The sequence below is a fragment of the Curtobacterium caseinilyticum genome (assembly GCF_030363035.1).
GTDB classification, from domain to species: Bacteria; Actinomycetota; Actinomycetes; order Actinomycetales; family Microbacteriaceae; genus Curtobacterium; species Curtobacterium caseinilyticum.
This window is the reverse complement of record NZ_JAUCMN010000009.1, coordinates 94979-116263: the sequence shown is the minus strand read 5'-3', so window position 1 is coordinate 116263 and position 21285 is coordinate 94979. Positions and strand designations below refer to the sequence as shown.

The 21285-nt window shown below is 73.5% G+C and carries 20 protein-coding genes; 5 read left to right on the top strand and 15 right to left on the bottom strand.

The annotated features are described in order from the left end of the window. Positions 1 to 72: 72 nt before the first annotated feature. Both QUG93_RS13245 and QUG93_RS13240 read right to left on the bottom strand, forming a co-directional pair. A complete protein-coding gene (locus QUG93_RS13245; RefSeq protein WP_289474627.1) occupies positions 73 to 1863 on the bottom strand; it encodes a BCCT family transporter in 1791 nt (596 codons plus the stop codon). Between the two features lie 236 nt (positions 1864 to 2099). Continuing rightward, entirely contained in the window at positions 2100 to 2741 is a 642-nt protein-coding gene (locus QUG93_RS13240) for an SDR family oxidoreductase (protein WP_289474573.1), read from the bottom strand. Positions 2742 to 2839: 98 nt separating this feature from the next. Between QUG93_RS13240 and QUG93_RS13235 the strand changes: the two genes are divergently transcribed. Both QUG93_RS13235 and QUG93_RS13230 read left to right on the top strand, forming a co-directional pair. Further along, the gene (locus tag QUG93_RS13235) at positions 2840 to 3325 is read left to right on the top strand and encodes a DUF4126 family protein (RefSeq protein WP_289474571.1); all 486 of its coding nucleotides are present in this window, start codon (positions 2840 to 2842) and stop codon (positions 3323 to 3325) included. Positions 3326 to 3442: 117 nt separating this feature from the next. After that, a complete protein-coding gene (locus tag QUG93_RS13230) occupies positions 3443 to 4414 on the top strand; it encodes an NAD-dependent epimerase/dehydratase family protein (protein WP_289474570.1) in 972 nt (323 codons plus the stop codon). A 150-nt stretch (positions 4415 to 4564) separates the two neighbouring features. Here QUG93_RS13230 and QUG93_RS13225 read toward each other — a convergent pair whose 3' ends face one another. The 4 genes from QUG93_RS13225 to QUG93_RS13210 form a co-directional block, all read right to left on the bottom strand. Continuing rightward, positions 4565 to 5758, bottom strand: a complete 1194-nt coding sequence (locus tag QUG93_RS13225) for an MFS transporter (protein ID WP_289474568.1) — start codon at positions 5756 to 5758, stop codon at positions 4565 to 4567. Continuing rightward, positions 5755 to 5973 carry a hypothetical protein gene (locus QUG93_RS13220; protein WP_289474566.1) on the bottom strand — a complete coding sequence of 73 codons (219 nt, stop codon included), beginning with the start codon at positions 5971 to 5973 and terminating at the stop codon, positions 5755 to 5757. The genes QUG93_RS13225 and QUG93_RS13220 overlap by 4 nt, the downstream gene beginning before the upstream one ends. Then, entirely contained in the window at positions 5970 to 6869 is a 900-nt protein-coding gene (locus tag QUG93_RS13215) for a helix-turn-helix transcriptional regulator (protein WP_289474565.1), read from the bottom strand. Before QUG93_RS13215 ends, QUG93_RS13220 begins: the two co-directional genes overlap by 4 nt. A gap of 68 nt (positions 6870 to 6937) precedes the next feature. Then, entirely contained in the window at positions 6938 to 8095 is a 1158-nt protein-coding gene (locus QUG93_RS13210) for a PQQ-dependent sugar dehydrogenase (protein ID WP_289474563.1), read from the bottom strand. A 136-nt stretch (positions 8096 to 8231) separates the two neighbouring features. Here QUG93_RS13210 and QUG93_RS13205 point away from each other — a divergent pair, with 136 nt between their 5' ends. After that, positions 8232 to 8897, top strand: coding sequence for an SDR family NAD(P)-dependent oxidoreductase (locus QUG93_RS13205; protein ID WP_289474561.1), 666 nt, complete (start codon positions 8232 to 8234; stop codon positions 8895 to 8897). Positions 8898 to 8974: 77 nt separating this feature from the next. On the opposite strand, the gene QUG93_RS13200 is transcribed toward QUG93_RS13205, so the two are convergent. The 9 genes from QUG93_RS13200 to QUG93_RS13160 form a co-directional block, all read right to left on the bottom strand. Next, positions 8975 to 9739 carry an SGNH/GDSL hydrolase family protein gene (locus QUG93_RS13200; protein WP_289474560.1) on the bottom strand — a complete coding sequence of 255 codons (765 nt, stop codon included), beginning with the start codon at positions 9737 to 9739 and terminating at the stop codon, positions 8975 to 8977. 118 nt (positions 9740 to 9857) lie between these two features. After that, a complete protein-coding gene (locus tag QUG93_RS13195; protein WP_289474559.1) occupies positions 9858 to 12743 on the bottom strand; it encodes an ABC transporter permease in 2886 nt (961 codons plus the stop codon). Then, positions 12740 to 13474, bottom strand: a complete 735-nt coding sequence (locus tag QUG93_RS13190; RefSeq protein ID WP_289474557.1) for an ABC transporter ATP-binding protein — start codon at positions 13472 to 13474, stop codon at positions 12740 to 12742. Before QUG93_RS13190 ends, QUG93_RS13195 begins: the two co-directional genes overlap by 4 nt. Then, on the bottom strand, positions 13471 to 14052 hold the full coding sequence (locus QUG93_RS13185; RefSeq protein WP_289474556.1) for a PadR family transcriptional regulator: 582 nt from the start codon (positions 14050 to 14052) through the stop codon (positions 13471 to 13473). Before QUG93_RS13185 ends, QUG93_RS13190 begins: the two co-directional genes overlap by 4 nt. 166 nt (positions 14053 to 14218) lie before the next feature. After that, on the bottom strand, positions 14219 to 15100 hold the full coding sequence (locus QUG93_RS13180) for an aldo/keto reductase (RefSeq protein ID WP_289474555.1): 882 nt from the start codon (positions 15098 to 15100) through the stop codon (positions 14219 to 14221). A gap of 29 nt (positions 15101 to 15129) precedes the next feature. Further along, entirely contained in the window at positions 15130 to 15720 is a 591-nt protein-coding gene (locus QUG93_RS13175) for a YdeI/OmpD-associated family protein (RefSeq protein ID WP_289474554.1), read from the bottom strand. A 120-nt stretch (positions 15721 to 15840) separates the two neighbouring features. Next, on the bottom strand, positions 15841 to 17484 hold the full coding sequence (locus QUG93_RS13170; RefSeq protein ID WP_289474553.1) for an FAD-binding oxidoreductase: 1644 nt from the start codon (positions 17482 to 17484) through the stop codon (positions 15841 to 15843). A gap of 139 nt (positions 17485 to 17623) precedes the next feature. Further along, positions 17624 to 18172: an acyl-CoA thioesterase gene (locus QUG93_RS13165; protein ID WP_289474552.1), complete on the bottom strand. Its 549-nt coding sequence runs from the start codon at positions 18170 to 18172 to the stop codon at positions 17624 to 17626. Positions 18173 to 18292: 120 nt separating this feature from the next. Then, on the bottom strand, positions 18293 to 18526 hold the full coding sequence (locus tag QUG93_RS13160; protein WP_289474551.1) for a hypothetical protein: 234 nt from the start codon (positions 18524 to 18526) through the stop codon (positions 18293 to 18295). 95 nt (positions 18527 to 18621) lie between these two features. Here QUG93_RS13160 and QUG93_RS13155 point away from each other — a divergent pair, with 95 nt between their 5' ends. Both QUG93_RS13155 and QUG93_RS13150 read left to right on the top strand, forming a co-directional pair. After that, positions 18622 to 19608, top strand: coding sequence for an aldo/keto reductase (locus QUG93_RS13155; RefSeq protein WP_289474550.1), 987 nt, complete (start codon positions 18622 to 18624; stop codon positions 19606 to 19608). Positions 19609 to 19804: 196 nt separating this feature from the next. Then, on the top strand, positions 19805 to 21202 hold the full coding sequence (locus QUG93_RS13150; RefSeq protein ID WP_289474548.1) for a nucleobase:cation symporter-2 family protein: 1398 nt from the start codon (positions 19805 to 19807) through the stop codon (positions 21200 to 21202). The last annotated feature ends 83 nt before the right edge of the window (positions 21203 to 21285 follow it).

Genomic DNA, 21285 nt, shown 5'->3' with positions numbered 1-21285 from the left:
GAGCGGCCCGTGACGCGACGGGAGGCGCGGTGCCAGCCGGCACCGCGCCTCCCGTTGCGTCCTCGGCTCGCGTCAGGAGCCGTCGCGACCGATCGTGTCCCCGTCAGCGGGTGCGGGATCCAGCGCCTCGTCGATGCCGGGATCCGGGGACACGCTCTCGGTGTGCACCGGGAAGGCGTCCGGCGACGTGCTCACCGTCGCTGCACGACCGGTCCCACGACCACGGAGTCGACGGACGAGCGGCCACGAGCGGGCACCCGTGCGCTCCGCCGGGGCGTCGACCTCGAGCCCGTAGTACGCGCCGACGTGCTCGAGCAGCACCTCGCGCTCGGCCTTGTCGTAGGCACGGCGCTCGCGGTTGAAGGCGATCACGGTCGACCAACACGTCATGAGCAGCACGATGCTGAACGGCAGCGCAGTGGTGATCGCGGCGGTCTTCAGCGCGTTGAGCCCACCGGTGAGCAGCAGCGCGACGGCGAGGAGCGCGGCGACGACGGCGAAGAAGACGCGCAGCCAGTTCTTCGGCTCGATGTCCCCGCCCGAGGCGATCATCGCCATCACGAGGGAGCCCGAGTCCGAGGACGTGACGAAGAAGACACCGATCAGCAGGATCGCGCCGAACGTCAGCACGACGCCTGCGGGCAGGTCGCCCAGCAGGGTGAAGAGTGCGCTCTCCACGTCCACGGCGCCGTCGGCCCCGACGAGGCCGCCGGACCCGTCCGTCTCCCGGTGGATGGCGGCGCCGCCGAGCACCGCGAACCAGAGGAACGTCAGCGCGGTCGGCACGAGCAGCACGCCGAAGACGAACTCACGGACCGTGCGGCCCTTCGAGATGCGGGCGATGAAGATGCCCACGAAGGGGGCCCACGACATCCACCAGCCCCAGTAGAACGTGGTCCAGGCGCCCTGCCACTCCTCACCCGCGGCACCCTGCTGCGCGGTGACGTTGAAGGACAGCCCGACGACGTTCTGCAGGTACGCGCCGATCGACTGCACGAAGTCGCGCAGCAGGAACTGCGTCGGGCCGACGATCAGGACGAAGAGCAGCAGTGCCGCGGCGAGGATCAGGTTGAAGTTCGACAGGATCTTCATGCCCTTGGTCACGCCGGTGACCAGCGACACGATGGTGACGGCCGTGATGACGGCGATGATGGCGATCTGGCTGACCGTGTTGCTCTCGGCGATCCCCGCGATCTCGAGCCCGGCGCCGATCTGGATCACGCCGAGGCCGAGCGAGGTCGCGACACCGAAGAGCGTGCCGATGAGGGCGATCACGTCGATGAGGTTGCCCCAGCCGCCACGCACCCGGCGGCCGAGCAGCGGTTCGAGGGCCCAGCGGATCGACACCGGGCGTCCGCGACGGTGGATGGCGTAGGCGAGTGCCAGTCCGAGCACGACGTAGATGGCCCACGCGTGCAGCCCCCAGTGCAGGAAGGTCTGGGTCATCGCCTGCTGAGCGAGCTGGTTCTCGGTGCCGGTGACCCCGGGGCGGGGGGACGCGAAGTGGCTGAGCGGTTCGGAGACGCCGTAGAACACCAGGCCGATGCCCATGCCGGCGGCGAAGAGCAGTGCGAACCACGAGCCGGTCGAGAACTCCGGCTCGTCCTGGTCCTTGCCGAGCTTGATGTCGCCGTACCTCGAGAAGCCGACGAAGAGCGAGAAGCCGACGAAGAACGCGGCGATCAGGACGTAGTACCAGCTGAAGTTGCGGACGATGCCGCCCTGCAGTGCGGTGAACGTGGCTTCGGCGGAGGCCGGTGCGATGAGGGTCCAGGCGACGAAGCCGAGCACGACGACCGCGGCGGGCCAGAACACCCATCGTCGCAGGTTCGGTGTCGTCGTGACGGGCTCGCCTGGCCGCATCTGGTCGGTCGCTGGTGAGGGCGGTCGGGTCGTGGACATCCGTCCATCGTGCCGGAACACCTGCACGTCTGCTCAGGAACGGGCGCCCACACGGCACGACGATGGAGCAGGAGACGTCGAGTACGCCCGGGCGACTCGACGTCTTCTGCTCCATGGACCGCGGAGATCCCGGCGGCGGATGCTCGTGACGCCGCGGCCGCGGGCCCCGAGCCCGCCCGCAGCAGCAGCGCCCGGGCTCAGCCCCGCAGGAAGTCGGCGACGGGGGTCGAACCGCCGTTGAAGCGGATGGTCCGGCCGGCCGTCGACGGGTCCTCGAGCACGTCCGCGACCACGTGGGCCACGTCGCCACGCGGGACCTGCGACGCCGAGCCGTCCCAGTCGACCGAGCCGGTCGGTTCGTCGTCGGTCAGGGTGCTCGGCGCGACGACCGTCCACTGCAGCCCGGAGTCCCGGAGCACGGCGTCGGCGATCATCTTCGACTGCGCGTAGGCGAAGAAGTCCTGGTCCTGGGGGATCCCGTGGTCGAGCTTCGACCCGGACCACGACACCATGACGTACCGGTCGACCCCGGCCTGGGCGGCGCCCTGCACGGACAGCACCGCGGCGTCGCGGTCGATCGCCCACGTGCGGTCGGCGGACCCGCCACCGGCGCCGGCCGACCACACGACGGCGTCGTGTCCGCGGACCAGGTCGGCGAAGTCGGTGAGGGACTGCTCCTGCACGTCGGCCACCCGGGGCTCTCCGCCGTGCGCGCGGACCTCGTCCTGCTGGTCCGGGTTGCGGATCACGGAGGTGACGCGGTGCCCGCGGTCCGTGAGGATGCTGGTCGCCAGGAGTGCGACCTTGCCGTGGCCGCCGAACAGGATGATGTCGCTCATGGCGCGGACGGTACGCGGAGCGGCTCCGAGCGCCCGCAAGCCGCTGCGTCCCCCGAGCGTCGCGCGAGTACCGTCCGACCTGACACGACGGGAGAACCATGAGCAAGCAGCACGAACAGCACACCCTGGTCCGCACCCTGGCACTCGGGGTCCTCAGCGGCGGTCGGAGCGGCACCCCGCTGGCCGTCCTCGCCCTGAACCACGACAACAAGGCCCTGAAGGGTGACTGGCAGCAGTGGAAGGCCTTCAGCACGCCGCTCGGCCGCGGGTTGCTCGTCGCCTCGGCGATCGGTGAGCTCATCGGCGACAAGTCCCCGAAGGCCCCGGCCCGCATCTCCCCGATGGGCCTGGTCGGACGCATCGGCGCCGGCGCGTTCGCCGGCGCGGCGCTCGGCACGACGGGCAGCCGTGACCTCCGCATCGAGGGCGCGATCCTCGGCGGTGTCGGCGCGGTCGTGGGCAGCTTCGTGGGCTGGGCCGCGCGCAAGGTCCTCAGCGGCTCCGGCCTGCCGGACCCGGTCGGCGCGCTCGCCGAGGACGCCGCGGTCATCGCCGGCTCGGTCCAGGCGGTCCGCACGGTCTGACCGGACCACAGGACCAGACGGGAGGCTCGTGGCGGACCCCGCCACGAGCCTCCCGTCCGTCAGCGGGGCACCGCCAGGGCCTGCCGCTCCCGGGTGCGCGCGCCTAGCGTGAGCGCCATGCGCATCGTCGTCATCGGAGCCACCGGCCACATCGGCACGTTCCTCGTCCCCCGTCTCGTCCGCGCCGGCCACGACGTCGTGGCCGTCTCGCGCGGCACCAGCACCCCCTACGCCGACGCCCCGGAGTGGGCGCGCGTCGAGCGCGTCACCGCCGACCGCGAGCAGGAGGACCGCGACGGCACGTTCGGCGACCGCATCGCGGCGCTCGCTGCGGACGCCGTCGTCGACCTCGTCTGCTTCACGCTCGGGTCCGCCGAGCAGCTCGTCCGGGCGCTCCGCGGCAGCAGCACGCACCTGGTGCACTGCGGCTCCATCTGGCGGGCCGGCGTCTCGCACGTGCTGCCGATCACCGAGGAGACGGCGACGCCGCCGTTCGGTGAGTACGGCACGCAGAAGGACGCCATCGCCCGGATGCTCAAGCAGGAGACCGCCGATGGTGGTGTCGTCACGACCTCGATCCACCCGGGGCACATCAGCGGTCCGGGCTGGCTGCCGATCGGTCCGCTCGGCAACCTCGACCCCTCGGTGATCACGCGACTGGCTGCGGGCGAGGTCGTCGAGGTACCCGGGCTCGGCGCCGAGTCGATGGCGCACGTGCACGCCGACGACGTCGCGCAGCTGTTCCAGCTCGCGGTCGAGCAGCGGGACGCCGCCGCGGGCGAGGACTTCTTCGCCACGGCTCCGACGGCGCTCACGGTGCGCGGGTACGCCCACCTGGTCGCGTCCTGGTCCGGCCTGGAGGCCCGGCTCGAGTCCGTCAGCTGGGACCGGTTCCGGGAGACCACGGCTCCCGAGCACGCCGACGCGAGCTGGGAGCACCTGTCGCGCAGCCAGGTGTTCAGCACCGAGAAGCCCGAGCGGCTGCTCGGCTACGCACCGGCGTACACCGCGTCCGAGACGGTGCGGGACGCGCTGCGCTGGCAGGTCGAGCACGGCGACCTCGAGGTCGCGGAGTCGTTCCGCCCCTGACGCCGCGCGCCCTGCCCGCGCGCCCGCCCTGCCCGCGCGCCCGACCTGCGCCGTGGGTGGAGCAGAAGATGTCGGGTGCCGTCGGCGCACTCGACGTCTTCTGCTCCACCGAGGTGGTGGCGGAGCGTGTGGTGGCGGGGCGTCGTCCGCTCAGTCGGACGCGCTGTCCTGCGGCGGGGCGAGCGCGCGACGGCGGTGCACGGCCCACACCGTCGTGGCGAAGCCGACCAGCACGGCGGCCCCGATCGTCACCGCGGTCCACCCGCCGGCGTTCCAGAGCACACCGGCGACCGCCGACCCGATCGCGCCGCCGACGAAGTTGCTCGTGACGAACGCGGTGTTCAGGCGGCTGCGGGCGGCGGGGTCGATGGCGAAGAGCCGGGTCTGGTTCAGCACGTTCGCCGCCTGCACACCGACGTCGAGCAGCAGGACGGCCACGAGCACCGCCACGACGGAGCGTCCTCCGAGCCCGGCGACGACGAGGGCGACGAGCACCAGGACGAGCGCGCCACCGGTGACGGGTACCGACCACCCGCGGTCGTGCAGGCGTCCCACCCGCTGCGCGGCGACCGCACCGGCGAGCCCGACCAGGCCGACGGCGCCGATCGCGGTCGTCGACCACCCGTACGGCTCCGCACTGAGCAGGAACGTCAGCGACGTCCAGAACATCGTGAAGACCGCGAAGACCGACGCGCTGATCACCAGCGTCACCCGCACGGCGCGGTGGGCCCGGACCGCCAGGAACACCGACGCGATGAGCCGTGGGTACCGGACGCGCTCACGCGGCGGGAGCACGGGGATCGCCCGGCGCAGGAGCACGGCGAGCACGACCGCTGCGACGGCGGCCACGACGTACACGGCACGCCACCCGGCGAACCCGGCGATCACCCCGCTCACCGTGCGGCTCAGCAGGATGCCGGTCAGGACGCCGGAGGCGATCGTCCCGACGACCCGACCCCGCGACGCCGGGTCGGCCAGGTCACCCGCGAGCGGGATGAGGAGCTGCCCGGCGACGGTCGTCGTGCCGACCAGGGCGAGGGCGACGAGCAGGGCTGTGAAACCCGGGGCCAGGGCGGCACCGACGAGCGCGACGGCGGAGGCGAGCAACACCCCGGGCACGAGTCGGCGGCGGTCCGTGACGTCGCCGAGCGGGACCACCAGCAGGATCCCGAGCGCGTAGCCGACCTGGGTCAGGGTGACGAGCAGGCCGGCCAGGGCCGAGGACGTGCCGAGGTCCGCGGCGACGTCGTCGAGCAGGGGCTGCGCCCAGTACAGGTTGCCGACGGCGGCACCGCCCGCGACGGCGAACAGGACGGTGCGGCCGGGTGTCATCACGGCGGTCACCGGCGGCGCCCGGGGCTCCGTCGGGCGAGCAGCGCGATGCTCCACGGCCCGGGCTGCAGGTGGACGGCGGCCTGCGCGACGACCCGTTCCTCGTGCTCGCGGTCGCGGGTCAGCTCGTGGGCCTCCTGCTCCACCCGCCAGCGGAAGCGCAGACGCTGCCAGACGGTGGTCGCAGGGAGCGCGGCGGGGGTCTCGAGCGAGGACGTGTCGCTCACGCGTCCTCCCGCTCCGGGGTCGCCACCCGACCCGTCGCCCGTTCGACGATCCGCTCGGTAGCGGCCCACGACGCGAGCACCCGCAGGGCGTCGGCGGTCGGACTGCCCGGGGTCGGGGGGTAGACGGTCAGGCTCAGACCGGGGTCCTCGGTGAGCTCCAGTGACTGGAAGTACAACTCGATCGGGCCGACCACCCGGTGGTTGAACGCCTTCACGCCGGCGTAGTGCCGACGGACGTCGTGCGCGGCCCACAGCGCGCGGAAGTCGTCGCTGCGCACGGACAGCTCGCCGACGAGTGCCGCGAGTTCCGGGTCGCGTGGGCTCCGGCCGGCCTCGCGCCGCAGGATCGCGACGTTCGTGTGCGCTGCGCGGTCCCAGTCCTGGTAGAAGTCCCGCGCGCGGGCGTCGAGGAAGATGAACCGCGAGAAGTTCATCGGACGGTCACCGGTGACGATCTCGGCGTGCAGGGCCCACCCGAGGGCGTTCGCGGCGACGATGTCCTGCCGGTTGTTCAGGATCATCGCGGGCGCGTCGGTGACGACGTCGAGCAGGTACTGCAGTTCCGGTCGCACGGCGGCGACCCGCACGCTCCGGGCGGCGCGCCGCGGCGGCTCGTTCTGGTGGCGGGCCAGGTCGCGCAGGTGCTCGTGCTCTGCCGCGTCGAGCTGCAGCGCGGTGGCGACGGCGTCGAGCACGCTGTCCGAGACTCCCTGCAGGTTCCCGCGCTCGAGCCGGGTGTAGTAGTCGATGCTCACGCCCGCCAGGCGCGAGACCTCCTCGCGCCGGAGGCCGGTGACGCGTCGCCGGGTGCCGGAGGCCCGGATGCCGGCCTGCTCCGGCGTGATCCGGGCGCGACGGCTCGACAGGAAGTCGCGGGCTTCGTCACGGTGGTCCATGTGCTCAACGCTACGGCCGCGTGGTCGCGGCAACGAGGTGCTGCCGGAACCCCCGTCAGCGCTCCCGGTCAGCCACCGGTCGTCAGGGGCACCGAGACGATCCGGTCGTCGCCGTCGCGGGGGTCGCCCCGGCCGTCGGTGTTGTTCGTGACGAACCAGAGCGTGTCGTCGGGCCCGGGAAGCACCGTGCGGATGCGCCCGAAGTCCCCGGCGAAGTACTCCGTCGCGGTCGAGGGGTCCGAGACCGGCACGCCCCGGACGGACTCCCCCTTGAGGTTCGCGACGAACACGGTGTCGCCGATCACGGTCAACCCGCTCGGCGATGCCTCGTCGGTGGACCACTGCTGGACGGGGTCGACGAAGCCGCGGTCCTCGCCCCCGGTGCCCTCGACCTCGGGCCAGCCGTAGTCCTTCCCCGGCTCGACCACGTTGAGCTCGTCCCAGCGGTCCTGGCCGAACTCCGCGGCGAACATCGTGCCGTCCGCCGCCCAACCCAGGCCCTGCACGTTCCGGTGCCCGAGCGACCACACCAGGGACCCGTCGAACGGGTTGTCGTCCGGCACCTCGCCGTCGGGTGTGATCCGGAGGATCTTGCCCGCGAGCGAGTCGCGGTCCTGGGCCTCGGACCGGTTGCCGGCGTCGCCGACGCTCGCGTACAGCATGCCGTCCGGCCCGAAGGCGATCCGTCCGCCGTCGTGGAAGGTGTTCGCCGGCAGCCCGTCGACGATCGTCGTCGCACCGCCCAGCCGCCACGACCCCGCGGAGCCGGTGAGCTCGTAGCGCTGGATCCGGTTGCCGTCCTCGGCGGTCGAGTACACGAACAGGTCCTCGTCGTGCAGGGCGAGCCCGAGCAGTCCGCCCTCGCCGCCGTGCCGCACGCCGTCGACGGAACCGACCTCGCGCGTCGAGCCGTCCGCACGGAGTTCGAGCACGCGGGCGGAGTCCCGCTCGCTGACGAACGCGTCGCCGTCGTCGCCGACCGGAACGACCGACCACGGGGCCTCGAGCCCGGTGACCACGTCGGTCGTGGCGCCGTCCGGGGCGACCTGCCCGGCGGCGAGGTCGGCGGGTGGGCTCGCCGTGCGGCGCTGCTCGGCCACCCCCGAGGTGTCGGTCGTCGCGGTGTCGTCGGAGCAGGCGGTCAGGGCGAGCGCGGCGGCTGCGGCGAGGCCCACGGCGCTCCAGGCGCGCCGACTGCGGTGGCGGGTGCTGCGGGTGGTGTCCACGGTGATCCTCCCGGGTCGTGGTCCGAGTCCACACGCCCGGGTCGGGAAACGCCTGGGGGTTCCCGGCGGGACCCCTCACCGCTGCGCACACCGGCCTACCGTCGGTCGCACACCCACCCGGTCGGAGAGGACCACCATGACCACCATCGCCATCGTCGGGGCCGGCAAGGGCCTCGGGCTCGCCGTCGCGGACCGATTCGGCCGCGAGGGCTTCGCCATCGCGCTGATCTCCCGCAACCAGGACCGGCTCGACGCGCTCGCCGCGGAGCTCCGCGACTCCGGGTACCAGGCGCAGGGCTTCGCCGCGAACGTCCGAGACGGCGACTCGCTCCGCAGCGCGCTCGAGGCCGCGACCGAGCAGCTCGGTCCGATCGAGGTGCTGCAGTACAGCCCGCTGCCCGCGAAGGAGTACATGCGCCCGGTGCTCGAGACCACGGCCGAGGACCTCGTCGGCCCGATCGACTTCTCGGTCTACGGCTCCGTGAACGCCGTCCGTCAGGTGCTGCCCGGCATGCGGGCGATCGGGAAGGGCACGATCCTGTTCGTGAACGGCGGCAGCGCGGTCCGTCCCGGCGCACGCGTGACCGGCACCTCGGTCGCGTTCGCCGGGGAGAGCGCCTACGCGCAGCTCCTGCACGACGCCGTCGCCGCGGAGCAGGTGCACGTCGGCCAGCTCATCATCCCGTTCGGCATCGACGACGGACAGGACGACCACTCGTCGGCCGCGGTCGCGGAGCGCCTCTGGACCATCCACTCCGAGCGTGGGGACTTCCGGACGTACGCCGAGCCGCTGCCCGAGTGAGTCGTGACGGGCTGGAGGCCCGTGGCGGGACCGCACGGGCCTCCCGTCCGTCAGTGGTCGCGACGGACCGCCGTCGGTCAGCGCGCGGTGCGCTCGATCGCGTCGGCCATCGCCCGCGCGACGCCCCGGTTCGCCTCGGCGGTCGGGTGGATCCCGTCCCGCGAGGTCCCGGCGACGTACGCACCGTCCGCTGCACGGATGGAACGGAACGGGTCGACGAAGGCCCAGCCGTGGGCGTCCGCATCGGCGTGCAGCGCGTCGGTGAGCACGAGCTGACCCGAGCGGCGGTCCGCCCCCCACCGGCTCCAGGTCCAGTCCGACGGCGGACCGGCGACCACGAGCACCCGTTCGGCGCCGACCTTGCGGACGATCGCGTCGACGTCGGCGATGGTCCGCTCGGCGGGGACCGCCTGGTTCACGTCGTTCGTCCCGACCTCGACCACGAGGACCCGGGCCTCGGGCACCGGACCGACCTCGGCGAGCACCTGGTCGGCGCGGTAGCCGCTGTGCGCGTAGCCGCCGACGGCGTGCAGCCGGTCGTCCCGCTCGAGCTGGTGCAGCCAGGAGTCCGGCCGGGCGGTGATGGAGTCGCCCGCGTAGGCGAACGGCACCGCATCGGCGAGGGCGGGGGTGTCGAGCGCCCCGGTCACGACCTGGTTCGGGGTGCTCGGACGGGCCAGGTCGGTCGTGCCCCGCTCGACCCGGGTGTCCGCCGCCGCTGCGACCGGACGGTCCTCGGCGCTGGCGGTGTGGGTGGAGGAGAGGACGACGACCCCGGCCCCGACGATGCAGGCGGCCGAGACGATGCTCGCGACGAGGGCGAGCCGGGTGGTGCGGGACACAGGTACAGGTATCCCGCGGATCGCCCTCCGGGACCAGTCCCCAGACCTGGGGAACCCGCGGCGTGGCTGAGGGTCCTCGCGGCCGTTCACAGCTTCGCGGCCGTCCGCGACGGAGGGGTCAGTGCGCACGTCGGACCGCCACCCGACGGCTCCGCCCCGCAGTCAGCCACGTACCGGCGGTCACGACGAGCGGGAGCCCGACGGCGAGCAGCGCCAGCACCGGCCAGTCGGCGACGAAGGGCATGTGCGTCGTGCCCGTCGGACCGCCGGTGAACCGGAGCGTGAGGGCGCGGATCGGCAGCAGGCCGAGCAGGGTGCCGACCACCGCCCCGATCGAGGTCAGGATGGCCGCCTGCCAGGCCGAGACCCGGCGGCGCAGGACGGGTGCCGCGCCGATCGCGTCGAGGACCTCGTCGTCCCGCCGTCCGTCCGAGCGGGCCAGACCGACGGCCACCGCGGTGGCGCCGATCGTCACCGCCGCGGCGAGGGCGAGCACGAGGGCCTGCACCGCTGCCTGCTGGTCGACCGGGCCGCGCTCGTACGCGAGGGCCGGGCCGTCCCAGCGCTGCCGGTCCGCACCACCGCTGCTCTGCCATGCGGAGTACAGCTCGTCGTACTGCGACGGCGAGAGGTCCTGCGGCAACGCGACGGCGAGTTCGCCGTCGACCAGCCGTACCCCGTGGGCCGCCGCGGTCTCGCGGGTCATGAACACGCCGACCTGGATCCGCGGCGTCTGCACGTCGGTGATCGCCGGGATGCTCGTGGACGCGTCCGGACGGGTTTCCTCGAGCGGTTCGAGGTCGTCCAGGGTCCGGTCCCGCCAGGTGTCGATCCGGACGGCACCGTCACGGACGTACTCGGGCCAGAGCGCCACGGCCCGGCCCTCGGCGAGGGCACGACGCACGGCGGACGAGGGACGGTGGCCGGTGAGCAGGGCGTAGTCGTCGACCGTGCCGGCCGTGATGTGCGGTGTGCCCCCGCCGGTCACCTGCAGGAAGCTCGCGCACGTCGTGGTGTTCGACGTCGGGCACTCGCGCCCGGCGAAGTCGTGCGGGATGCTGACCGTCGTCGGGCCCTCGCCGGCGTCCTCGCGGTTGACGGCGAGGACGCGCACGTCCGCGTCGCTCAGGACGCCGGACAGCACCCGGGCCGCCTTCGCGGTCACGGCGGCGTCGTAGCCGTCGCTGTTCCCGTCCTGGTCGGTCAGGGCGACGGAGGTCGTCGCGACCCCGACCGCGGTGCCGTACTCGTAGTCGCGGACGTACCGCGCGTGCTCCGACGCGCTCCACGTGATCACGACCGAGGCGACGAACACGACGCTCATCACGCTCGCGAGCACCGGGACCGTGCGGACCGGGTTCCGTCGGGCGTCCCGCGCGGCGATGCGGGCGGACAGCCCCAGGCGTGCCGACAGCCGGGCGACCCCGGCCAGGAGCCACGGCGACGCGAGCGCGACCCCGAGCTGCACCAGGCAGGGACCGAGTGCGACGCCGATCCCGGCCACCCACGCCCAGTCGTCCCCCTGCACCGGGCGGTCCTGCAGCGCGAGCACGCCGACACCGCACGCGAGCGTCATCACCGACCCGGTGACGACCAGGACGGGCACCCAGACCCGCCGGCGTCGCTCCGCGCGGGGCCGGGGAGCCGCAGGGCGCAGGGAACCGCGGAGGGCGGAGAGGACGTCGATCCGGGTCGCGGTGCGGGCAGCCACCAGGGCGGAGACGAGTCCGGCCACGACGGCGACCGCCGCGATCGCGAGCAGGGCGAGCACCGGGACGTGCAGGCCCGGCCACGAGGTGACGTTGCCGTCGTCGAGCAGCCGGACGGCCAGGACCCCGAGGCCGGTCCCGAGCGCCGTCCCGAGCACCGCGCCGGCCGCGCCGAGCACGAGACCGGACCCGGCGACGACGGCGCGGACGAACCCGCGCTCGCCACCGACGCTCGTGACGATCGCGTACGTGCGGGTGTCCGCGCGGGTGCCGACGAGGAACGCGGCCCCGGCGAGCAGTGCGACCTCGAACGCGGCGAACACCCCGACCAGGGCGAGGGCGCCGAAGTACGCGGTGGCGACGCTGCTGACCCCAGCGCCCGCCAGCCGCTCGTCCGGCGGGTCGAGCACCACGGGGCGCGACTCCACGACGATGCCGTGCGCGTTCAGCCCGCGGATCTCGGACCAGGTCGGGGCGTGGTGGGGCAGGTAGACGGTCGTGTCGGCCGCGCCGCGCAGGGCGGGGACGGGGGTCTCGGCCGGCAGGGTCCCCCACGGCAGGAACACGCCCTCGCCGTCGGGACCGGAGCCCGCGTCGCGCATGGTGCCCGTGACCGTGAAGCGCGCGCGCACGGGGTCGGTCACGGTGACGGTGTCGCCGACGGCCAGGTCGAGCCGCGCGAGGGTCGCGGGCGTGACCATCGCCTGGTCGGACGCCGTGGGCGCGCTGCCGGTGAGCACGTGCCAGTGCCCGTCGAGCTCCGGCGACCAGGTGGACCCCTCGACCGCCGTGACGGCGACCGGGGCCTTCGGTCCGGCGACGACGACCTGTGCGGACGTGACCGGGATCGCGTCCGCACCGGACGGCACGTGGTCGAGCAGGTCGGCCCACGGGCTGGACTCGTCGGCCGTCGCGACCGGGCTGTTCCGCGCCGACTCGGTGTACTGCCACTGCACCCGGTCCTGCCGCATGCCGGGCAGGTCCGGGCCCGAGAGCCGCATCTGCGCGGCTGCGTGCCCGAGGTCGTACCGGAGCTGCTCCTCGGTGGTCGGCTGCGTCGACTGCACGACCACGGCGGCCGCGGCGAACCCCGCGGTGGGGATGCCGATGAGGGAGACGATCAGCGCGGCCCGTCCGACCTTGGCGAACGCCAGGCGTCGGCCGAGCATCAGGGCCGGACGGAGGGCGAACGGGGTGCGGGTGCGGGTGCGGGGCGTGCGACCGGTGCGACCGCGCGCACCGCGTGCGCCTCGGTGCTCCGGGTCGGCGCCGGCGGTCCGCCGACGACGGTTCACGACGCCGCTCGACCGACGAGCGCCTCGACCCCCGCGTACACCGTCTCGTCGACGACCCGGCCGTCCCGCAGGAACACCACGCGGTCAGCCCAGGCGGCGTGCCGTGCGTCGTGGGTGACGAGCAGGGCGCCGGCTCCGTTGTCGACGTGCCGGCGGAGCATGCGGAGCACGACCTCACCGGTCTGCGAGTCGAGCGCTCCGGTCGGTTCGTCCGCGAGCACGAGCCGTCGCTCACCGACGACACCGCGGGCGATGGCGACGCGCTGCTGCTGGCCGCCGGACAGGTCGTCCGGGAACGCGTCGGCACGGTCGCCGAGCTCGACGTTCTCGAGCGCCAGTTCGGCAGCACGACGGGCCTTGCTCGCCTTCCACCCGTCGAGCTCGAGCGGCAGTGCCACGTTCTCCACCGCGCTCAGTGACGGGATGAGGTTGAAGTCCTGGAAGACGAAGCCGACCAGGCGACGGCGGAGCGCCGAGAGCTCGCGCGACGGGCGGTCGGAGACCCACTCGCCGTCGATCCGGACCTCGCCGCTCGTCGGCGGGAGCAGGGTGCCGGCGCATGCGAGGAGCGTCGACTTCCCGGAGCCCGACGTGCCCATCACGGCGACCATCTCACCGCGTCGGATCGCGAGATCAACGCCGGCGAGGGCGGTTACGGCCTGCGCGCCGCTGCCGTACTGGACGCTCACGGCGTCCAGGGCGAGGAGCGGTGTCGTCGCGTCGGTGGTCATCGGACGGTCCCCTCGACCGGCGCGGCCGTTGCGCGTTCGGCGTCGAGCACCGTACGTGCCGCCGGCGGCATGTACCTCGTGACGCTCGCCTCGACGTGGTCCAGCCACCGCACCTCGGCCTCGGCCTGGAAGACCATCGACTCGAGCACGAGCGACCACGCGAGGTCGTCGGCCGGGTCCGTCGTGCGCTTCAGCCGGGTCAGGTCCTGCAGCGCTCGCATCGCCGATCCGCGCTGGACCTGGACGAGCCGGGGCACGTCGACGCCCGGCACGGTCACCGCGAGGGCGAACTTGATCGCGAGCTCGTCACGACCGCGCTTCGCGGGCACCGGCTCGCTGAACCAACGTGCGACCGCCTCGCGACCCGCGTCGGTCGCCGTGTAGACGACGTGTCCGTCGTCGTCGGCGTCGCCGCGGGCCACGAGGCCGTCGCGTTCGAGGCGGTCGAGCGTCGTGTAGACCTGGCCGATGTTGAGCGGCCAGCTCCCCCCGGTTCGATGCTCGAACTCCCCCCTGAGCTGGTACCCGTACCCGGGTCCTCCCACCAGCAGCGCGAGTACGCCCATCTTGACGCTCATCGTGTCCCCCCTCGTCGTCCGCCTCGGACATACCGAGTATGCACATACCCGGTAGGCGACGACAAGTCACGAAACGGTCACGCGACGGACGGGAGGCCCGTGGCGGTGTCGCCACGGGCCTCCCGTCCGTCCCCCGGTCACGTCGGTGACGTGACCGGCCTCCGCCTCAGTCGGCGAGCTTCGACAGCTCCGCGAACTCGTCGTCGGTGAGCTCGATCGTCGCACCCTGCAGGTTGTCCTCCAGGTGGTCGACGCTCGAGGTACCGGGGATCGGCAGCATCACGGGCGACCGCTTCAGCAGCCACGCGAGCGCGACCTGTGCCGGGGTCGCGTCCTTCTCCTTCGCCAGCTCGGTGAGCGGCGATTCGGTGCCGGTCAGCCCACCCGTGGCGAGGGGGAACCACGGGATGAAGCCGATGCCCTGCTCCTCGGACCAGTCGAGGAGCTCCTCGGCCGAGCGGTCGGTGAGGTTGTAGAGGTTCTGCACGGTGACGATCGTCGCGTGCTCCTGCGCGGCCTTGACCTCGTCGACGGAGACCTCGGACAGACCGATGTGGCGGATCTTGCCCTCGTCCTGCAGCTTCTTCAGCTCGCCGACCTGGTCCTCGAGCGGGACCTTCGGGTCGATGCGGTGCAGCTGGAACAGGTCGATGCGCTCGAGCCCGAGGCGGCGGAGGCTCATCTCGGCCTCCTGGCGCAGGTACTCCGGGCGGCCGACCGGCGGCCACTCGTTCGGGCCCGTGCGGGTCAGGCCGGCCTTCGTGGCGATGACGACGTCGTCGCCGTAGGGGTGGAGTGCTTCCTTGAGGAGTTCCTCGGCGACGTACGGGCCGTAGGAGTCGGCGGTGTCGAAGAAGTCGACGCCGAGCTCGACGGCGCGCTTGAGCACGCGGACGGCTTCGTCGTGGTCCTTCGGGGGACCCCAGACGCCCGGGCCGGTCAACTGCATCGTGCCGTAGCCCAGTCGGTGGACCTCGAGGTCGCCACCGATGCGGAACGTGCCCGAGGCGGCGGCAGGACGGTTCGTGGTGTCGGTACCAGTGGTCATGGACCCGGTCTACGCCCGCGTCCTGACCGTCAGGTCCGGCTGTCCGGGCGGGGGTACGGCGTCTCGCCGCACTCGAGACCACCGACGAGCTTCGCGATGCGGTTTGCCCGGGCGGTGTCGCTCGGCGCGGTCACGACCCGGTGGAGCACCGCGTACCGGTTCGTCGCGTCGAGCTCGGCGAACAGGGCCGCGGCCGCAGGGGCGGTGTCGAGCGCGGCCCGCAGGTCGTCGGGCACGGTGGCGGTCGCGGCGCCGGCGTACGCGCGGTCCCACCGGCCGTCGTCCTGCGCGCGGGCGACCTCGGCACGGCCGCGGGCACGCATGCGTCCGCCGGCCTCGAGCGTCGCGACCAACCCGATGTTCCGCTGCGACCACAGCGACGCCCGACGCCGCGGCGTGAAGCGCTGGCGGAAGGTCGTCGCGTCCCGACCGCGCTTCTGGCCGTCGATCCAGCCGGAGCAGAGCGCCTCGTCGAGGGCCTGGTCGTACGACAGCGTCGTGGGCCCCCTGGTGCCCTTCTTCGCCAGGACCAGCCAGACGCCGTCGGGGTCGTCCTCGTGCTCGTCGAGCCACGCACGCCAGGCGGCGGCATCGGTGAGCACCAGGTCGTCGTCGTCCATGCCGCTCATCGTAGGGCGGTGCGGGTGCCGAGGGTCGGGGTCGCGGTGGCGGTCGCGGGCGGCGCGCCCGGAGCGCGGCCCGCACGGTGCGCCGACGCGGTCGGGGTCGGTGCGGCCTGGTCAGACCCAGTGCGGCTGGTCGAGCACTCCGCCGGGGTCGGCTTGCTCGGCGAGCCGGTGCAGGCGCGAGGTGTTCACGTCGAAGTACGCCGACGGGTCGGTGATCGCGGCGTCGCAGTAGTTCGCGTAGGCGCCGGAGCCCCACGCCGGCGCCATCGCCTGCCGGAAGCCCCGGACGTACGCGTCGAACGGGGTCGGGTCGGCACCGTCGGCGAACACCGCGGTGTACTGCACCGTCATCAGGGCGTTCCGCCACGGGAACGCCGAGTCCGTCCGCCCGACGTCCGCGACGGCTCCGCCGAGTGCGTCGAGGGCGACCCCGCCCTCCCTGTTGCCGGCGACGTCACCGGCCGCGGCGGCCTGCCGCACGAGCACCGCGATCTCGGCGTCCGACAGCTTCCGCGTGCCGATCGACGACGTCGCCGCCTCCGACACCCGCTGGGACCGGCCGGCGAGCCGGACCATGGCGTCGCCGTAGGTCAGCTCGTCAGCGGTGTGGGACGTGGGCGTGGCACCGGTCGCCGCGATGAACCCGTCGACGGACGCGTCGGCGCCGCTCTTCGGGCCCGTCCAGACCCCCGTCACGGTGACGGTCGGGGCACTGTGCCGCGTACCGTTCAACAGCTTCAGCGTCGACCAGAGCCGTCGGTCCGCCACCGGCGCCCAGTCCTGCCACGCACGGACCACCGCGGCCGCCGAGGCCCAGGGGAAGACGATGCTGAACAGCAGGACCGGCGGGGCGGGCTGCGTCCGGAACGTCATCGACGTGACGACGCCGACGGTGCCCCCGCCGCCCCCGCGGCACGCCCAGAACAGGTCGGGCTCCGCGGTGGCGGACACCTGGTGCGCCGAGCCGTCCGGGGTGACGAGCGTCACGCCGGTGAGCTGGTCGCACGTCAGGCCGAAGGACCGGACGAGCACGCCGACGCCCCCGCCGAGGGTCAGCCCGCCGATGCCGACGGTCGGGCACGAGCCGGACCCGATCGCTCGTCCCGAACGGGCGAGTGCCGCGTACACGTCCGCCAGGCGTGCTCCGGGGCCGATCGTCGCGGTGTCGCCGTCGACCCGGACGGCATCGAGGTCCTGCGTGCTGATCACCAGCGACCGCGGGACGCCGGTCCCCGCTGCTCCTCCGGCCGACCACCCCGTGTACGAGTGCCCGCCGGACCGCAGCGCGACCGGGGTCCGGGTGTTCCGGGCGAAGGCGAACGCGGCCTGCACGTCGGCGTCGCCGGCCACGCGGAGGACGGCCTGCGGATCAGCGTCGTCGTACCGGGGGTTCTGCAGCACGCGGGCGGCGTCCCACCCGGACGATCCCGACCGCAGCAGCGTGCCCGAGACCGCGGCGGCGAGGGCGTCCCACGAGTCGGGGCCGCCGGACGCCGGCGAGGACGGGGCCGACGACGGGGTGCCCGAGCCGGAGGGCCCCGACGCGGGACCGGACGCCGTCGGGCTGCCGCTCGGTGCCGGTCCGGGGCGGGAGCAGGCGGCGAGCACCCCGGCGACGCCGAGGCCGATGCCGCCGGCGATCACCGCTCGGCGCGTGGCCTGTCGGCGCCGTCCGTCGTGGGCGTCGTGGGCGTCGTGGCTGCCCTGGCCGTCATGGCCGTCGCGGTCGTCGGCACGAGGTTCGTCCTGCTGCACGAGACCTGTTCTACGCCTCGTCCGAGCCACGGCCATCGCCCGAGCGGAGGACGTTCCGCTGGCCGGTCGGTCGCCGCCGCGTCCCGTCCGGCCGGTCGCCGCCGCGTCCTGTCCGGCCGGCCGGCCGCCACCCGTCGGGTCAGCGCACCCCGCCGTTACTGCTGATCCGCACCGCGTCCGCCCACGCGTGCACCCAACTCGGCAGCGTGAGGTCCCGCGGCGCCCCGCCCGTCGCGGCCAGGATCTCGTCCGGCGTCACCGACCCGCCCTCGCGCTGGAGGAACCGCGCCTGCACGACCGCCCGCGCCACCACCGCCCCCTGCCGCACGAACGTCTGCTCGATGTACACCGCCCGCTCGTCGGTCCCGAGCACCTTCGTCACGAGGGTGAAGCGCTGCCCGAGCGTCAGGGAGCGCTTGTACGTGATGGTCTGCGCAGCCACGACGGCGTACCAGCCGCGCCGCGAGGCCTCCTGCCAGAAGCCGGACCGGGCGAGCAGGTCGTACCGGCCGAGGTCGAGCATCGACAGGTACTTGCCGTTGTTGACGTGCCGCAGCGGGTCGAGGTCCGTCGGCACCACGCGGAACGGCGTGCGGGCCTCGTCCCACAGTGACGGCCGGCGCCCCGGTCGGACGGCGGCGAGCCGGACACGCAGGGCGAGCAGGAGGAGCCGCAGGTACAGGTTCACGTGCCGATCACACCAGTGCCCGGGCACACGGTCGAGCGCGTTGGAGGAACCGCACGAGCGCGCGCGGTGCCGAGTGCAACACCGTGCAGCGGAACCTGCAACGGTGTCGATCGAGGCAGCTCAGGCGAGCGGGCCACCGCCCGCGCCGCTGATGCCCGGGTGCGCGGACTTCGCCTGGCCCTCGATCACGGAGTGCGCTGCCGACGCCTCGGACATCGCGCGCTCCCCGACCCGGGGGTCGACGGGTCCCAGGTGCGACAGGGCCCTGCGGCGGCGGACGTTCTGCACCTCGAGGACCACGAGCACCGCGGCGACGAGCACGACGACCCCGATGACGATCCAGACCACGGTCATGACGTTCCCCTTCCGTCCCGGACACCTGTCCGTCCGGTCAGCGTAGCCGCGGTGGTACCTCCCTGGCGAGCGGCCGACAGGAGTAGACCGGCACCATGCAGACACGCAAGCTCGCAGACCTCGAGGTCGGCCCCGTCGGCCTCGGCACCATGGGCATGAGCGCCTTCTACACGGGCGCCGGCTCCGACGACGACGAGTCGATCCGCACGATCCACCGCGCGATCGACCTCGGCGTCACCCTCTTCGACACCGCCGAGGCCTACGGCCCGTACACGAACGAGGAACTCCTCCGCCGCGCCCTCGGCGACCGCCGCGACCAGGTCGTGATCGCCACCAAGTTCGGCCTGTACCGGCACGAGGCCGGCGAGGAGACGCCGACCCAGCAGCGCGGCATCTCCAGCGCGCCGGAGTCCGTCCGCGAAGCGCTCGAGGGTTCCCTCCGACGCCTCGGCACCGACCACATCGACCTCTACTACCAGCACCGCGTCGACCCGGCGGTCCCGATCGAGGACGTCATCGGACAGCTCGCCGGCTTCGTGCAGGAGGGCAAGATCCGCCACATCGGTCTGTCCGAGGCGAGCGCCGCCACGATCCGCAAGGCCCACGCGGTGCACCCGGTCACCGCGCTGCAGAGCGAGTACTCGCTGTGGACGCGGGACCCGGAGGGCGACGTGCTCGACACGCTGCGCGAGCTCGGCATCGGCCTGGTCCCCTACTCGCCGCTCGGCCGCGGCTTCCTCACCGGTGCGATCACGAAGCCGTCCGACCTGGACGACGACGACTTCCGGAAGCAGAACCCGCGGTTCCAGGAGGAGGCCTTCGCGGAGAACATGCGCATCGTCGACGAGGTCAGGACCGTCGCCGACGAGGTCGGTGCGACCCCGGCCCAGGTGGCGCTCGCGTGGCTCCTGGCCCAGGGCGACGACGTCGTGCCGATCCCCGGCACGAAGCGGGTCAGCCGGCTCGAGGAGAACGTCGGCGCCGCCGACGTGACGCTCTCGGCCGACCAGCTCGCGCGCCTGTCGGCGCTGCCGGTCCCGACCGGTGACCGCTACCCCGACATGTCGTCCATCGGTCGCTGACGCGCCCAGGAGACGGACGGGAGGCGCGGTGCCGGACGGCACCGCGCCTCCCGTCCGTCCGCGGGTCACGACGCGGACGGAACGTCCGTTCCGGACGGGCGGTGCGTGATGCGCGCGACCCGCGGTCGTCACCGCGCGGAAACAGGGGCTCCCTAGCGTCGTCGTGACAGGTGACCGCGACGCCGAGGGGACGCACATGACCAGCACGAGGACCACCACCGAGCACACCGACGGCGTCGACACCGTCCCGCCGCTCGCGCGTCTGCTGCCGCTCGGCCTGCAGCACGTCCTGGCGATGTACGCGGGCGCGGTCGCCGTACCGCTCATCGTCGGCGGCGCGCTGGGCTTCGACCGGGCCGACCTGGCGTTCCTCATCAGCGCCGACCTGTTCGTCGCCGGACTCGCGACGATCGTGCAGTCCGTCGGCTTCTGGCGCTTCGGGGTCCGGCTGCCGCTCGTGCAGGGCGTGACCTTCGCGGCCGTGGGTCCGATGATCGCGATCGGGACGGCACACGGCATCACCGCCGTCTACGGGGCGACCATCGCCTGCGGGGTGTTCATGGTGCTCGTCGCGCCGTGGTTCTCGCAGCTCGTCCGGCTGTTCCCGCCGATCGTGACCGGCACGGTGATCACGATCATCGGCGTCTCGCTGATGAGCGTCGCCGCCGGGTGGATCACGGACGGAGGCGAGGACGGCGCGGCGGACCCGGTCCACGTGGCCTTCGCCGCCGGGGTCCTGCTGGCGATCGTGCTCGTCGAGCGGTTCGCGCCGCGCGGCCTCGCACGGGTGTCGGTGCTGCTCGGGCTCGTGCTCGGCACCGTCGCCGCGCTCGTCGTCCCCGGCATGGTCGACGGTTCGGGCATCGGCGACGCGGCCTGGTTCGCGGTCGTCACGCCGTTCCACTTCGGGCTGCCGACCTTCGACCCGGCGTCGATCGTGTCGATGCTCGTCGTCGGGCTCGTCATCATGACCGAGACCACGGGCGACATGGTGGCCGTCGGACAGGTCGTCGGTCGTCCGGTGTCGAAGCGGACCCTCGCCGACGGGCTGCGTGCGGACGGACTCGGCACGGTCGTCGGCGGCGTCTTCAACACCTTCCCCTACACGGCGTTCGCGCAGAACGTCGGGCTGGTGGCGCTGACCGGCGTGCGTTCCCGCTGGGTCGCGACGGCCGCCGGCGGGATCCTCGTCGTGCTCGGCCTCGTGCCGAAGGTCGCTGCCGTCGTCGAGGCGGTGCCGCACGCGGTGCTCGGCGGGGCCGGGGTCGCCCTGTTCGGCATGGTCGCGGCGAGCGGCATCCGCACGCTGTCCACGGTGCGGTTCGACAACCGGAACGTGCTCGTCGTGGCGCTCCCGCTCGGGATCGCGCTGCTGCCGACCGTGGCGCCGGAGGTCTACGGGGCGTTCCCGACGTGGTTCACGCTCGTGTTCGACTCGGGCATCTCGTCCGGAGCGGTCGCGGCGATCCTGCTCAACCTGCTGCTCGGGTCACGAGGGGTCCGCGAGCGGTACGGCGACGACCCCGTGGTCGGGTCGTACGACGCCGTGCGCTCGGCTGCGCCGGTCGTGCCCGTCGGGGACGGCCGCGGCTGATCGGTCGCCGCCGCCCGCCGGGCTCGCCGGGCTCGCCGCGCCCGCCGCGCCCGCGAGACTCGGCTGGGCGGACGGTTTCGCGC

Coding starts and splice junctions, on each gene's coding strand:
- QUG93_RS13245 (WP_289474627.1), bottom strand. CDS start 1,863: ATGCGGCCAGGCGAGCCCGTCACGACGACACCGAACCTGCGACGATGG.
- QUG93_RS13240 (WP_289474573.1), bottom strand. CDS start 2,741: ATGAGCGACATCATCCTGTTCGGCGGCCACGGCAAGGTCGCACTCCTG.
- QUG93_RS13235 (WP_289474571.1), top strand. CDS start 2,840: ATGAGCAAGCAGCACGAACAGCACACCCTGGTCCGCACCCTGGCACTC.
- QUG93_RS13230 (WP_289474570.1), top strand. CDS start 3,443: ATGCGCATCGTCGTCATCGGAGCCACCGGCCACATCGGCACGTTCCTC.
- QUG93_RS13215 (WP_289474565.1), bottom strand. CDS start 6,869: ATGGACCACCGTGACGAAGCCCGCGACTTCCTGTCGAGCCGTCGCGCC.
- QUG93_RS13205 (WP_289474561.1), top strand. CDS start 8,232: ATGACCACCATCGCCATCGTCGGGGCCGGCAAGGGCCTCGGGCTCGCC.
- QUG93_RS13190 (WP_289474557.1), bottom strand. CDS start 13,474: ATGACCACCGACGCGACGACACCGCTCCTCGCCCTGGACGCCGTGAGC.
- QUG93_RS13185 (WP_289474556.1), bottom strand. CDS start 14,052: ATGAGCGTCAAGATGGGCGTACTCGCGCTGCTGGTGGGAGGACCCGGG.
- QUG93_RS13180 (WP_289474555.1), bottom strand. CDS start 15,100: ATGACCACTGGTACCGACACCACGAACCGTCCTGCCGCCGCCTCGGGC.
- QUG93_RS13175 (WP_289474554.1), bottom strand. CDS start 15,720: ATGGACGACGACGACCTGGTGCTCACCGATGCCGCCGCCTGGCGTGCG.
- QUG93_RS13160 (WP_289474551.1), bottom strand. CDS start 18,526: ATGACCGTGGTCTGGATCGTCATCGGGGTCGTCGTGCTCGTCGCCGCG.
- QUG93_RS13155 (WP_289474550.1), top strand. CDS start 18,622: ATGCAGACACGCAAGCTCGCAGACCTCGAGGTCGGCCCCGTCGGCCTC.
- QUG93_RS13150 (WP_289474548.1), top strand. CDS start 19,805: ATGACCAGCACGAGGACCACCACCGAGCACACCGACGGCGTCGACACC.